General features: G+C 40.8%; 14 protein-coding genes. 13 read left to right on the top strand and 1 reads right to left on the bottom strand.

Features of this window, described 5'->3' with window-relative positions:
* Window positions 1-150 precede the first annotated feature (150 nt).
* Both IGI52_RS11340 and IGI52_RS11335 read left to right on the top strand, forming a co-directional pair.
* Window positions 151-1455, top strand: coding sequence for an IS91 family transposase (locus IGI52_RS11340; RefSeq protein ID WP_438781336.1), 1305 nt, complete (start codon window positions 151-153; stop codon window positions 1453-1455).
* A 43-nt stretch (window positions 1456-1498) separates the two neighbouring features.
* Entirely contained in the window at window positions 1499-1633 is a 135-nt protein-coding gene (locus IGI52_RS11335; protein ID WP_002302374.1) for a hypothetical protein, read from the top strand.
* Window positions 1634-1658: 25 nt separating this feature from the next.
* On the opposite strand, the gene ypfJ is transcribed toward IGI52_RS11335, so the two are convergent.
* Window positions 1659-2579: a KPN_02809 family neutral zinc metallopeptidase gene (gene ypfJ, locus IGI52_RS11330; protein ID WP_438781334.1), complete on the bottom strand. Its 921-nt coding sequence runs from the start codon at window positions 2577-2579 to the stop codon at window positions 1659-1661.
* Between the two features lie 420 nt (window positions 2580-2999).
* On the opposite strand from ypfJ, the gene IGI52_RS11325 reads away from it, so the two are divergent.
* The 11 genes from IGI52_RS11325 (at window position 3000) to IGI52_RS11275 (ending at window position 14135) form a co-directional block, all read left to right on the top strand.
* Window positions 3000-4346, top strand: coding sequence for a CHAP domain-containing protein (locus tag IGI52_RS11325; protein ID WP_016179648.1), 1347 nt, complete (start codon window positions 3000-3002; stop codon window positions 4344-4346).
* 305 nt (window positions 4347-4651) lie between these two features.
* Window positions 4652-6799: an ATP-dependent helicase gene (locus IGI52_RS11320; RefSeq protein WP_438781332.1), complete on the top strand. Its 2148-nt coding sequence runs from the start codon at window positions 4652-4654 to the stop codon at window positions 6797-6799.
* 26 nt (window positions 6800-6825) lie between these two features.
* Window positions 6826-7263, top strand: coding sequence for a GNAT family N-acetyltransferase (locus tag IGI52_RS11315; protein WP_438781331.1), 438 nt, complete (start codon window positions 6826-6828; stop codon window positions 7261-7263).
* A gap of 28 nt (window positions 7264-7291) precedes the next feature.
* Window positions 7292-7678, top strand: a complete 387-nt coding sequence (locus tag IGI52_RS11310) for a C-GCAxxG-C-C family protein (protein ID WP_016179652.1) — start codon at window positions 7292-7294, stop codon at window positions 7676-7678.
* Between the two features lie 163 nt (window positions 7679-7841).
* Window positions 7842-8258: a hypothetical protein gene (locus IGI52_RS11305; RefSeq protein ID WP_016179653.1), complete on the top strand. Its 417-nt coding sequence runs from the start codon at window positions 7842-7844 to the stop codon at window positions 8256-8258.
* A gap of 140 nt (window positions 8259-8398) precedes the next feature.
* Window positions 8399-8908 carry a DinB family protein gene (locus tag IGI52_RS11300; protein ID WP_016179654.1) on the top strand — a complete coding sequence of 170 codons (510 nt, stop codon included), beginning with the start codon at window positions 8399-8401 and terminating at the stop codon, window positions 8906-8908.
* A gap of 290 nt (window positions 8909-9198) precedes the next feature.
* Entirely contained in the window at window positions 9199-11064 is a 1866-nt protein-coding gene (locus IGI52_RS11295; protein WP_070557953.1) for a BglG family transcription antiterminator, read from the top strand.
* Complete coding sequence (gene ypdE, locus IGI52_RS11290) at window positions 11054-12094, top strand: aminopeptidase (protein ID WP_438781329.1); 1041 nt, start codon at window positions 11054-11056, stop codon at window positions 12092-12094. The genes IGI52_RS11295 and ypdE overlap by 11 nt, the downstream gene beginning before the upstream one ends.
* A gap of 15 nt (window positions 12095-12109) precedes the next feature.
* Window positions 12110-12415 (top strand): PTS lactose/cellobiose transporter subunit IIA, encoded by a 306-nt coding sequence (locus IGI52_RS11285; RefSeq protein ID WP_016179658.1) that lies wholly within the window; start codon window positions 12110-12112, stop codon window positions 12413-12415.
* Window positions 12416-12446: 31 nt separating this feature from the next.
* Complete coding sequence (locus tag IGI52_RS11280; RefSeq protein WP_216409963.1) at window positions 12447-12788, top strand: PTS sugar transporter subunit IIB; 342 nt, start codon at window positions 12447-12449, stop codon at window positions 12786-12788.
* Window positions 12789-12809: 21 nt separating this feature from the next.
* Window positions 12810-14135 carry a PTS sugar transporter subunit IIC gene (locus IGI52_RS11275; RefSeq protein WP_438781327.1) on the top strand — a complete coding sequence of 442 codons (1326 nt, stop codon included), beginning with the start codon at window positions 12810-12812 and terminating at the stop codon, window positions 14133-14135.

Below are 14135 nucleotides of genomic sequence, written 5' to 3'. Positions count from 1 at the left end.
AAAAAGGAAAAAACCGTAAACTTGGGCCATAGCTCAAGTTTACGGTTTTTTAGACATTAAAGGAAGTATAACATTTTAAGCGGTCAAAGGATTGATACATCAATCTTTTGACCGCTTTTCATCTGGTCTTTTTCCTATTAAACTGGAGATATGAAACCCAATATTTTACACGCTATTTTCTTTGATGAATATCAAAACTGGGAGAAATTCAATCAAAGGTACACGAGAAGGATTCGATCCGTTGTGAAAAGAGAAGTGAAGAAGTTTCGCGATTGTGGTGACCTTAAAAAAGGTTATCGTCTATTTGTCTGTGAAGGATGCCATGATGTAAAGAAAGTGGCTTTTCGTTGTAAAGGGAAATTTTGTCCAACTTGTGCAACTGGGGAAAGTCAACGGTGGGCAGAGGTTGCGGCGAATGATCTGTTTACAGTGACGCATCGACACGTCATCTTCACGATCGATGAAGGTTTACGTGAGATTTTTCTGAAGGAGAAGTATCGTAAGGAGCTTTTAAAAGGATTAATGGATGAAGCTGCACGGATACTATTAGATTTTTTTAGAAAGCACCATATACAAGCTGGGGTTGTGGCAACACTCCACACCTTCGGTTCTCAGCTAGAATACAATCCGCATGTTCATTTAGTCGTCACCATGGGTGGACTGACGAAGGATGGAAAATGGAAGGACTATGACTATTTTCCGTTCGCAATGTTGAGGAAATATTGGCAGAATGCGGTCCTAAAGCTCATTCGAAGAACCTTATCCCAATGGGATAAGGCACGAGTCCAGCCGCTTTTACAAGCGGCGTACACGAAAAATGCAGAGGGTTTTTACGTGCATGCACCCAAAAGGAGCCGAACTTCTCTCAAAAAGATATTAGAATATATCAGTCGTTATATGAAACGTGGTCCCATTGCTTTAAATCGTATCCTTTTGTACGATGGGAAAATAGTGATGTTTCAATATCATGATAAACGAACTAACACGGATAAGATAAAGTCGATGTCGGCAGAGGAATTTATTGGTGCACTGATTCGTCATATTCCAGAGAACCAGTTCAAAACAATTCGTAGATACGGCATTTATAGTGGGCGGATCAAGACAATCATGAAAAAAGTATTAAGTAATTACCAGAAAGAGATTCAACGAATGCTTGTGAATGTGAAGAAAGCACTTAAACCAAAATCATGGTATGAACGAATAGCCGAAGAATTCGGAGTAAATCCATTGGAATGTACTAGATGTGGCGAATATTATGAATTTAGTGGAGTTAGTGTGTCTAAAAATGGACGACTTGTAGTGAAATATGCGAAGAATAAAGAATCGGAACGATTCATGCGAGAGGAGAATAAAAAAATTGGGGAAGAAGCATCGAAACGTAAGTATGAAAAAGAAAAAGAAGCAGCTTTTAAAAAACTTCGATTCCAATGGAGTGGTTCATTACATTTGTCTTGAATGTGGGATAAAGGAAAAAATTCCAAAGGAAGTAGTTCAATTTTTGGATGCAGGAGATGTTGCATTTGATCCTGAGAACGCTCCGCAATTTGATTGCGAAAAATGTGGTGGAGAGATGTATCCAGAATACTATAAGAACGTACTTGGATACGAATTTAGAATCAGTGATCGACAATAAAATGATTTATCTAAACAAAAAGTCCTCAGGAGCGGTTTTCTCCTGAGGTTTTCTTAGCTGCAGTCGATAAATCGAGATTTTTTTCATTAAAGGTATCGCCATGATCTAAATCACCATATTTATATCCGCGTTTGAACCAGTTGATGCGCTGCTCACTAGTTCCGTGCGTAAAGCTGTCGGGAACAACGTAGCCCTGATATTCTTTTTGCAGGGTATCGTCGCCGATCGCATTGGCTGCGGTGATGGCTTCATCAATGTCGCCTTCTTCTAAAATCGGTTGATCTTCATAGGTTTCTCCGGCTAGATATTTCGAAAAGCATCCAGCTAAATAATCGGCTTGCAGCTCTAAGCGAACACTGTATTTATTGTACTCAGTCTCAGAAACGCGTTTGCGAATTTTATCTAATTGAGCGGAGATGCCCAGCTCGTTTTGAACATGGTGTCCCACCTCATGGGCAATGACATACGCCATAGCATAATCGCCTGTTGCTCCGTATTTATTAGATAGCTCATCCGCAAAGCTCAGATCTAAGTAAACGTTCTGATCTGCCGGACAATAAAATGGACCTACTTGCGAGCTGGCTTGTCCGCAGGCCGAATTGACACTATCAGTAAACAAGACGAGCTTTGGATTTTGATAGGATTCATTCAGCTCTTCAAACTCCCCATTCCAATAGTCTTCTAAATGAGCAAAGACGACAGCAGCGAACTCTTTTTGCTCCGTATATTCCTTTGAAGAAACATTTTCTGTTTCATAAGTTGCTGGTGTAATCCCGCCGCCTAATGTATCAGTAACGGTACTTAAATCTCCGCCCGATAAAAAGAAGACGATCACAGCAATCAAAAAGACACCGATCCCGCCGCCAGTTGCTATTTTCCCGACTGGTCGTCCGCCGCCTGAACGGTCCTCCACATTGGAGCTTTGCCGATCCCCACGCCAACGCATAACATTTCCCCCTTTTTTCATCTATATAAGTATAGTTTAGACGAAAAGCCCATAGAACCAAAGAATTAAGCCTAGTGTTTTTAAATCTAGTACGTTTTCAGAGTAGATTAACGGTGTTTATTTGATAAATGAGAGAGACTGTTAGAAATAATCATTGATTCTTTTAGTTTGAGTTTATTTTCACTTTTTCGAGTATATATATACGATTAGCATAAAACGGAAGAATGACGATTTAGCTTGATATCTCGTTTAACAGGCGGTATAACAATGTTTTTATATTCATTCAATAAATTAAAAAATATTATTGAAATGTATTTGTAACATTTCTTTTATATGCATGATATATCCCTATGGTAGAATTACTTCTGACGTTATGCGATCTAACATTTTAAATCTACATAATAGCCGGAGGAATAATTAGTGAAAAAGAGTTTATTATCAGCATTGTTGGTATGCACAATCGCAGTATCAGCAGTACCGAATATTGCACTAGCAGATAATTACGATCAACAGATCCAAGAAAAAGATCAAAAGATCAGTGAATTACAAGGAAAACAATCTGGTGTTCAAACACAAATTGACGAATTAACAAACGAAATTGCAACAGTTAGCGGAAAAGTAAAAGACTTAGAAGCAAAACAAGATCAATTAAATAAAGATACAATGAAATTACAAGAAAAAATCGCCATTTTAAAAGTGCGTATCGCAAAACGTAACGAAGTCATTAAAAATCAAGCACGTGATACCCAAGTAAAGGGACAAGCTTCTAGCTATGTTTCTGCTGTTTTAGAGGCAGATTCATTATCAGATGTGATTGGTCGTGTTCAAGCGATGTCAACCATGGTGAAGGCGAACCATTCATTGATGGAACAACAAAAAGCCGATGAAAAAGCGGTTGAAGCAAAAGTTAAAGACAATGAAACAAAAGTCGCTGAAATTCAAACAAACCAAAAAGAATTAGAAGCACAAAAAAATGAAATTGCAAACAAACAAGCTGAATTGAATGTTGTGAAAGCAAATTACGCTGCAGAACAAGCAACAGCTGAACAAGATAAGTCTAAATTGAAAAAAGAACAAGAAGCGGCAAAAGCAGAACAAGCACGCATCTTGAAGGAACAAGAAGAAGCGGCCAAAGCTCAAAAAGCTGAAGAAGCACGCCAAGCGAAAGAAGCGGCGAAAGCCCAAAAAGCCTTCGAAGAATCTCAAGCAAAAGCTGCTGCAGAACAAGCAAAAGCAACAGAAGAAAGTTCAACAGCATCTTCAACTGAAGCTTCATCAAGTGCCAGTGAAGAAAGCGCAACGTCATCTTCTGCAACAGTTGAAAAAACTGAGCAATCAAGTACAGCTAAAACATCAACACCAGAACCAACACCTGCTCCTACTGTAAGCACAGGCGGTAGCAAAGTAGATCACACTGGTTCAGGCAATGCTTATGCAGTAGGTCAATGTACTTGGTATGTTAAAAACGTTGCACCTTGGGCTGGAACTTATTGGGGTAACGGTTGTCAATGGGGTGCCTCAGCTGCTGCTGACGGATTCCAAGTAGACGGAACACCTGCCGCTGGTTCGATCGTTGTCTTCGCACAAGGTCAATCAGTTGGAACATGGAATGCTGATCCAGCATACGGACATGTTGCCTATGTTCAATCATACAATGCGTCAAACAATACTATCACTATTACTCAAGGCGGTATGGGCTTCCCATCACCAACTGGACCAAATACTGCGACATTAAGCGCAGCCGGTTTACAATATATTCATCCATAAGGATAAGACAAAGAGCTTCCGAGAAATCGGAGGCTCTTTTTTGGGTTCTAACCTACAAGGAATGTAAAAATTTCACATGAATAAATCGTTTTAGAGTAGGTAGATACATGTTCAGCTTCACGAACGAGCTTTTCTACGCATACAGTTACTATTAAATTTCATTAAGCAAAATAAGCACGGCAATAAGTAAAAGCTGATCGAGTTCGCGAATCCTTTTTAATGATCCGTGAATCACTATTAAAGTTTTGGAATTTCGGTATAATGAACAGGTATGATTTTTTTTACATAGAAAGGACCATTGATAGATGCTTACAAAGCTTTCAAATTACATAAAATCCGATTTAATCGAGGCTGACATAAATGCAGGAAAGGATCAAGACACCTTGCAACAATTGATCGCTCAAAATGGCGGTCATCCCTTCAGTGAGGATCAGCTGGCAGCGATTCGTTTTCCGATGCAGACCCATTTACGGATTATTGCCGGCGCCGGAAGCGGCAAGACCCAGACGATTTGTGCCAAAGCAGCTTATTTAGTGCTGGAAAAATCCGTCGATCCCAAGACAATCATGATGTGTACCTTTTCTCGCAAGGCGAAGCTGGAAATGGAAGCGCGGGTCAATCACTATTTGGGTGGCTATGCCCGCATCAGCGTTCAAACCTTTCACGGCTGGTTCAATGCCGAGTACAATGAGTTAATCCGTCAATTTCCCGCAGCGAAGCAGTGGGGAATCATAGGTACGATCGACGAAGATCACTATTATCAAACTGTCAATCAATTGATTAAAAAATATCGCTTGTATAATTTCGATAAATTCGAAGAACGTCCGATTGTTACGCGAATTAGTTATTGGCGTAATATGGGGTATTCCGATCAGGAGATGGTGGATTTTGTCGCGCAGCATTTTGATCAGGAGGAACTTCTGCTAAATCAAAGGCTGAGTGTGGTTTTTCAACAATTTTTGGCTGAATTAGAGCTGTTGAAAAAGAAGGAACAATTTATTAATTTTGACGATATGTTGTACAATCTCAAGCTGATTTTGGAAAACGACGAGGCAGCACGCAACTCTTTACAGGAAAAATACCGCTATATATTTATTGATGAATTTCAAGACATCAATCCATTGCAAAAACAAATCGTGGCGTTGATTTGTCCCCCTGACAAAACGGCTGAAGAGAAAAATTCAAGAAAACTGATTATCGTTGGAGACGACGATCAAAGTATTTATTATTTTCGCGGAGCCGAACCGAGCTATATCAAAGCGTTTGAACAAGAGTATCAGCAAACGTCCTTGAAATTAATGACCAATTATCGTTCGGAGGCACCGATTGTAGAAGCGGGGAATCGGCTGATACAACACAATGCCCATGATCGTTTAGAAAAAACGATGATCGCAAGTAAAACGACAATGGCACATGACTGCTATGCCATTGGTTTTTCTGATGATGAGGAAGAGGCTGCGTGGATTGGAAGAAAAATCCAAGAACTGGCGAAAAATACGCCGCTGAGAGATGGCAGTCCAGATTATCGGGAGACGATGGTTTTGTACCCAACTCGTGTGCAATTGCGTTCATTATTGAAGCAACTGAAAAAACAAAAAATTCCTTTTGTGACGCCAACCAATGATGATTTGCTGGGAATCTTCGGTTTGCCCTTGTTCAAGACTCTGTTTCAACAATTGGACATGCTGGCGGCAGCTACGACGATTCAGCAGAAAAATGAAGCACTAAGAAAAATTATCCAGCAATACGCTTTTTATCATTTCATCAAATTTGGCGCCAGCGCTAAGTTCAGCGAGGAATTATTCAATCAAAATAAATTCAAGATTAATGATCTCGTCGCTTTTTTAGTCAGTGAGCGTAAGCTGTCGCAAGCAGCTCAAAATCAAGCGAAGCAATTCTTTAAGCAAATCTATTTGTTTTATCAAGGCAAGCAGTTAGAGCTTGCGCCGTTATCGGCTGCGTTACTTGCGACACCGAAATTCAAAAAAGAGTTGAGTGAAGAAGAAGCAGACTGGCTGAACAAAGAATTGACGGCAGCTGGTGATTGGCCGGGACTCTTGGCGGCTTACCAGCAGGCTAGTGAGCAAAATCAGGGCATGAAAAAGCGTCTGAATGATTACGATCAGGATAAATTGAACGCTGTTTATCTGCTATCGATCCACGCTAGTAAAGGATTAGGTAAGAAAAATATTTTCATCAAAGGGGTGTATCAAGATGCGCTGCCGAACCATCATACGGTCAAAAAGGCAGAGTGTGATCTGAAGAAGGCTAAGGAAGAAGCTGCTCCGCCTACCACAATGGAAGAGCAGCGCCGTTTGATGTATGTTGCCATCACACGCGCAAAGGAAAATCTCTATGTGACCTATCCTAAAACGGTCAATAATAAAGCAACGGAGCCTTCGCCCTTTTTAAAAGAAGCGGGACTACCGCTCAAAGAAGAACAAAAAAAATAGTATAATGAAGGAAAACGGGAGGGCTTATGGACAATTTGAGCATCGAAGTAGGCAATGGCGTTCATTTACGAGCGGCCAGCAGCTATATCCGTCTGCAGGTCTTTGTTTTAGAAAGATCCTTGGCATTATCTGATGGGTTTGATCAAAAGGATCAATCAGATACGATTTACAGTGTGCTTTTTGATGAGGCCCTTCCAGTGGCGACGGCTCGTTTTTTACAAGAGGATGAACGTGTTGCCCGGATCGGTCGTGTAGCAACCTTGAAGGACTATCGAGGCAAGCAATTAGGCAGTCGTGTCGTCAATTCGCTGGAAGCTTTGGCAAAGGAAAAGCAGATTGAACGACTGCTTATTCACGCGGAATTAACAGCGGCCGGATTTTATGAAGGTTTGGGATATTGTAGCGTAGGAAAGCCCTACGATGAGGATGGCGTACCTTGTATTACATTAGAAAAGCAGCTTTAGAGTGATTGAGTGAAAGGATGGACAGGTGATGGATCATCAAGAACAAGCAATGACTTATTTTCAAGCAGGTCGTAACTGTTGCCAAGCGGTCGTGGGTGCTTATTGTACGGAGCTTGGGATTACTGAAGAACAAGCAAATGAGCTTGCGGCAGGTTTCGGCGGCGGTAATTATCAGGGGTTGTGCGGTGCATTAGCCGGGACCTATATAGTAGCTAATTATTTGAAGGGTTCACCGGAATTGAATGATCCGGCTAAATGCAAAGACGATGAGGCTGGCAGACGGATGGTTGAAATGACCCAAGATTTTGAAGGCGCGTGTGGTTCACTCTATTGCATAAAGCTGCTGGGAAAACGCCCTTGTTCTGACTATGTCTGTGCGGCGATAAAAATTATTGACGAAAATGTAGCAGAGTAAAAATAAGCAAGATCACTCAACGGATAAAGCTGAGTGATCTTTTCTAATTCATCCGACAAAGTAAACGAGTACAAAAAGAGTTTGTCACCTCCAAAATAATATGTTACGATTTTCACTATCTAGACGTAGAATTTGAAAAGATGGTTGAAGGAGTGTTCATAAGATGAGTGTTTCAATTATTGAAGAAATCAAAATAAATCTTGTGAATTATCTAATCCGATGGAAAAAGCAAATTGCCAGTGCTCTGGCGGTTTTGACCGTCCTTCTTTTGTTTATCATCATTCAGCGAGCAACGCTGAATAATTCTGCCTGGCTGCAGGGGAATTGGACGAATCAGTCAGTCGACTATTCATTTAAAGCAAAAAATAAGGGCTTCACTAAATGGGCCATCAAGCGTAAAGGCTTATTCGTATTAAAGCATGCGTGGGTAACGGTGAATTCTAATAAAAAACGCATTATTTTGACTGATGATGGAAATACCGTAGAATATCAGGTGACCAAGCTGGATCGCAACCACCTAAAGCTAGAAATAATGAAAAACGGCAAGTCAAAAAATAGCTTAAAGCTGCAAAAAGAATAGATCAAGACCAATTATTCTGTGAAGAGGATTGGTCTTTTATTATTGCATAAAGCCCAATTGTTTTGCTGAATGTTTAATAGTTGCTCATAACCCACCCTCGTAGTAAAGTGAAAAGAAAGTGCTATTTAGGAGGTTTCAAGATGAAGAACACGGAATTCGCGATGGAAATGTTAGAGCGTGCTCAGGAACGTTTTGAGGATACCTTTGATCAGATGACCATAGAAGAAGCCAATCAGATGCCCGCTCCGTTGATCAAATCAGTCGTTTGGCTAATGTGGCATACAGCTCGAGAGTTGGATATGCAGATCTCTGATTTAAATGGAACAGATTTCTTATGGACAAGTGCTGGCTGGTCAGAAAAATTTGCCTTGGATTTACCCGATGATACGCCAGATTATCGACATACACCTGAAGAAGCGGCGAAAGTCATTGTGAATGATCGACAATTGGTACTAGATTATCTAGCAGCTAGTATCGAATTCACTAAAGAGTATTTGAAGCAGCTAGATGAGAGCAGCCTAAATGATGTGATCGATACGAATTGGGACCCGCCGGTAACTCGGCAAGTACGGATCGTTTCGGCAATCGATGACGCGGTGATGCATTCAGGTCAAGCGGTTTATACCAGACGGATGGTTATTGGGAAATAGTTTTTTTGAGAACAGGTCTTTTCTGAGGGAGATCTGTTTTTTTGTATTCAGAAATTTGTATCAAGCTAAACAATTCATTTTTTTTACAGAAGATAATAATAATCAATATATCAAAATTTTCATTTTTATTGTTTGAAGAGTTCGCGATTGTTACAATCCTTAAAGCGCGTATATCAATAAACAGATACGTTTTGCACAGTGAAGTGGAAAAAGTTCAACTTTTCTATTTGAAAGGGATTTCCTATACTAAATGTGTAAATGATTGCGCTTGCAAAAAAGGAGAGGTGAGGATGAGAGAGGTACAAATACTAACTGCATTGAAAGAGCATGGTTACTTGAAAATTGATCAGTTAGCAAAAATGATTGGTGTTTCCTCCCGAACAATCCGCAATGATCTGCAAGAGTTATCGGATTTACAACAGGGCTTTACGATTGAAAAATCCGCTAAGCTGGGTTGTCGATTGATTATTTCAGATGATACGCTTTTTTCTAAATATTTAGCCGGATTTTCTGAGATAACCATTGAAATGCAAAAGGATCGAATTGAGTCTTTATTAAGTTTGCTGTTGATTGATGAAAATTATCAAACAGTCAAACAATTAAGTGATGAGCTGCTAGTCAGTGGAAGTCAGATAAAAAAGGATCTTTCCAAGCTTGAATTATATCTAAAGGGCAGTTCATTAGTGCTGGAGCGCAAGGCACATTATGGAATTCGCATCATCAGTGAGGTGAAAAATCGACTCTTATTGTTATTGGATTGCTATCAAAGAGGAAACAATAAATTGCTGGAGAAATTGGAGAAAGCCTACGATCTTGAAAAACAAAAGAAAATAAAAGATCAGCTCTATCAGTTAATCAACAGCCATGAATGGGAAATCGATTATGGTGAGTTTCGGCGATTAGAAGAGGAATTACTTTTGCTTCTTCTGATCAAGTGGCAAAAAACGCAAGCTGAAGCACCAGTCTCCTATTTAACGGAGGTGCTGCAGAAGACATCTTTCTCTGTTCCGATTCAAAAGGAGGTTCACGAATTTTTTGAAGCTAGTCTACTAGCGAAGACTAAAAAGTTGGAAATTCTAAGCAACAAACAATTGTTGAAGGAAGAGATTATCCACTTCTTTCAGCAAATGGATGCGCAACAGAAGACTTGGTTTTCCACTGATCAGGAATTTCTTGATCTGGTCTATCTCCATGTTGCGGCATTGATCGAACGTTCAAGAAAGGACGTAAATTTCAGCAATCCATATTTGGAGGATATCAGCAAGGATTATCCGGTGATGTTTAATTATGCAGTGATGTTCTCAAAATGGCTGGAGGAAAGATTCCAGTTAACAATCGCTTCAGATGAGATCGGCTATCTGGCGACGCATATGACGGTTCCTTATCATAAGTGGCAGCAGCATCTGATTGAAAATATTTATCGAATTGCCGTGGTTTGTTCTTCTGGCGGCGGCATGGCTTATCTGGTTGAAATGAAGCTGCGCAGAATTTTTCCTCGAGCTAAGATTCAAACCTTTTCGATGTTTGAGATCGAAGACATTCAAACCTATTTCCCGGATTTGATCTTTTCGATTATTGAGTTAACGATCGAAGTGGATTGTCCAGTGATCTTAATGAGCGAGATTCAAAGCGAGCTTGATTATTTAGAGGTCAGTGAAAATCTTAGTTTGTTAAAAAGCGATGAAACCTTTTCGATTGAACGTGCGTTTTTTGACTTATTTTCTGAAGGCCTTTTCTGTATTGAAAAGGATCGTGTCTATTCCGAAATTTTGGACGACTTAGCTGATCAGGTAGAAGAACAGGTTGGCTTTTCAGGTTATAAGCGTTCCCTGATGGAAAGAGAACATTACCTGTCAACCATCTATCAAAATGGGATCGCGATTCCCCATCCGCTGGTGATGTCAGGCAAGGAGAATCGCGTGGCGGTTTGCTTATTACCAGAAGGAGCCAGCGAAACAGAGCGCGAAGCCAAAATCATTTTTATGGTGTCGTTAAAGGCCGAGCAGCTAGATATTCACCAAATCATCTCAAAAGAATTAAGCAAGCTAATGAACCATCCAGCCGCAATCAACGCGCTGGTTGAAAGTAAAGATTACCATGAATTTTACTATACATTAAAACGTGTTTTAGGAAGAAGGAAGCAAAGTGAACATTGAGTTTTTGAAAAATCTATCCAATGCAGACGGCATTGCCAGCAATGAAAAAGAAGTACGGCAAGCCATTTTAGCCGAGCTGGAGGAACTGCCTTACGAAAAACAGACAGACGGACTTGGCAGCTTGATCTTTACGAAAAAGGGCAAAAGTTCGAAGAGTATTATGATCTGTGGGCACATGGATGAAGTTGGCTTTATGGTGCGCAGCATCAGTAATTTGGGGTTGATTCATTTAATGGTGGTTGGCGGTGTCAAACCAATCGCCCAGCATCTGCAAAAAATCCGCATTACGACCTTTGACGGAAAAAAAATCAGCGGAGTCATTAACGGCGAGTATCGCGATGGAAAAACGGAAAATCTTTATTGTGATATCGGCGCAACGACAGCTCAAGAGGTTGCTGAGTTAGGAATCGAAGTAGGGAACATGGCCTGCTACGCAACGGAGTTTGAAGAATTTGCTGTGAAGGATATTTACGCTGGAAAAGCCTTTGATGATCGATTGGCTTGCTTTGTGATGGGAGAATTAATGAAGCGCTTCGCAAATGCAGAGCTGCCGTTAACCGTTCATTTTGCCAATACTAGCAGTGAAGAAGTCGGCATTCGCGGTGCGAAGACGGCTGTTCAAGCTGTGGACCCGGATATTGTTTTCGTGATTGATGTCGCCACTTTTAGTACCGAGTTCGTTCGTGATCACACGAATCAGAGGCAAATCGGTCAAGGACCGATCTTAACCCATTTTGACCGAACCTTAGCAGCGAATTTGGAAATGATCCACTATGTTAAGGAAACAGCGCAGAGCCAAAATATTTCGCTGCAATTAGACATGTTCAATTCTGGCGGAACCGATGGCGGAGAAGCCCATAAGGTGAATGAAGGCAAACCGACTGTTGTAACGATTTTGCCTGTTCGCTATGGGCATTGTGCTTATTCGATCGTGAATATAAGAGATGTGCAGCAAATGATCGATTTGTATGAAAGCCTAATCAAAAACTTTACAGGAGAAACGTATCACCGCATGGTGGACTTTATTTAAAGGGGATAGAACGACATGACAAAAGAAGAACAAGAAATCGTCCAATTGATCTCGATCGCTGGCGAAAGCAAAGCCAAAGCCTTCGAAGCGTTGAAATGTGTCAAAACCAAGGATTTTGATTTGGCCAAGGGACTGATCGAAGAATCTCGCAACCTTGATTTAGAGGCTCATAATATCCAAACGGAGCTAATTTCTCGTGAGTTGAATGAAGAAGTGGAGTCCTCGAATGTTGGATTATTGATGGTTCATGCTCAGGATCATTACATGACCAGTCAATTGGCTCGTGACTTGATCGAAACACTTATTTCAGTATTGCAATAATAAAAAAATAAAGATAAAGGGGAAAAAGAACATGAAAATTTTACTATGCTGTGCCGGAGGTTTCTCGACAAATATGCTGATGCAAAATATGCGGAAGGTAGTGCAACAGAGTGCCAAGTTGAACGATGCGGACTTTGATTTCACTGCGATTCCCGCAGATTCCATCGAAAGTCAAATTGATGGCTGGGACATTGTTTTAGTCGGACCGCAAATCACTCATAAAATCGATTTTATCAAGTCAATTCTTGAACCGCGAGACATTCCTTATGCCGTGATTGATAAAGATGTTTATGGACAAATGGATGGCGCAACCGTAATGAAGCTTGCGTTAGTGACGCATAAGAAACATCAGCTAGCTAAACAAGTCGTTTAATTATATCTGAGGAGGAATACTATGTTCGCAAAATTTGAGGCTTTTATGAACCGATTCTTCGTCCCATTAGCGCATAAAGTTGATAATCAACGACACTTGAGTGCGATCAAAGCCGGGATGGTTGCCATGACACCATTTACTATTTTAGGAAGTTTCTTTGCGATTCTGCCAGCATTACCAAATATGCTGGGGGAGTCCAACGCCTTTAGCCAGTTTATTTTGACTAATGCTGAGCTTTTCAATCTGCCAGTTACTTTATCGACAGGGTTGATCGGATTGTACGCTTGTGCGGCGATTTCCTATAATTTGGGGAATCATTACAAATTATACATTCCTGGTGCGGTGACTTTATCGCTATTCGGCTTTTTATTTATGACTGCTGTGTTTGATGAAAATGGTCTGTTAGATATTACGAACTTTGGTGCCAAAGGGTTGTTCACGGCAATGTTCGTCGCATTGATTACGGTGGAATTATACAATTTCTGTAAGAAGCACAACATGACGATTCGGATGCCAGAAGGGGTACCAGATTTTGTTTCCAAATCCTTTGAACTGATTCCAGTCACTTTAATTGTAGGCGGAACCTTTATCCTCGGACGTTTTGCATTGATGCAAACGGCTGGAGAACTTCCACCGACGATCTTAACTCGCTTCTTGTCGCCGTTGGTTGGCTCAATGGACAATCCTTGGTCAGTGCTGGCGCTGAATTTCTGTATTTGTTTGATTTTCTTTTTTGGGATTCATTCATCGGTTTTCAGTCCGATTACTCGTCCGATCATGGTGGCATTTATTGCCGAAAATATTACGGCTTTTCAAGCAGGTCAGCCGATTCCGCATTTCTATACAGCGGGAGCATCAAGTGCCTTCTTCGGATTTACCGGCTGCGGTATCTCGATTGGCTGTGTCATTGCTTGTCTGGTTTCGAAATCCAAACGCTATCGCCAAATCGGAAAAGTCTCACTGTTTCCAGCCTTGTTCGGGATTAATGAACCCATTCTCTTTGGTGCACCGATTATTTTGAATCCCTTGATGTTTATCCCGCATGTCTTTGGCGGTGCGATCATTGGAACGTTGCCAATGTTCTTTATGCATTGGGGATTAATCAATAAACCGATCTTTGATCCGCCATATGTTGGTGTCTTTTTAGAAGGCTTCTTGACCAACGGCGATTGGCGGACAATCCTAGTCAATGGACTGCAATTAGTTTTAGCCGTCGCGATCTACGTCCCATTCTTTAAGGTCATGGAGCGGAATGAATTGAAGGACGAAGCGAAGAAAAAGGAACAGAAAAATATCTTCGACCAAGGCGATACCGATATTTTGGATGGTTTGGACCTAGATTTCTAG

Source organism: Enterococcus sp. DIV0187, from assembly GCF_051713785.1.
In the GTDB taxonomy this organism is placed as follows: Bacteria; Bacillota; Bacilli; order Lactobacillales; family Enterococcaceae; genus Enterococcus_A; species Enterococcus_A avium.
This window is presented reverse-complemented; position numbering and strand designations above follow the sequence as displayed.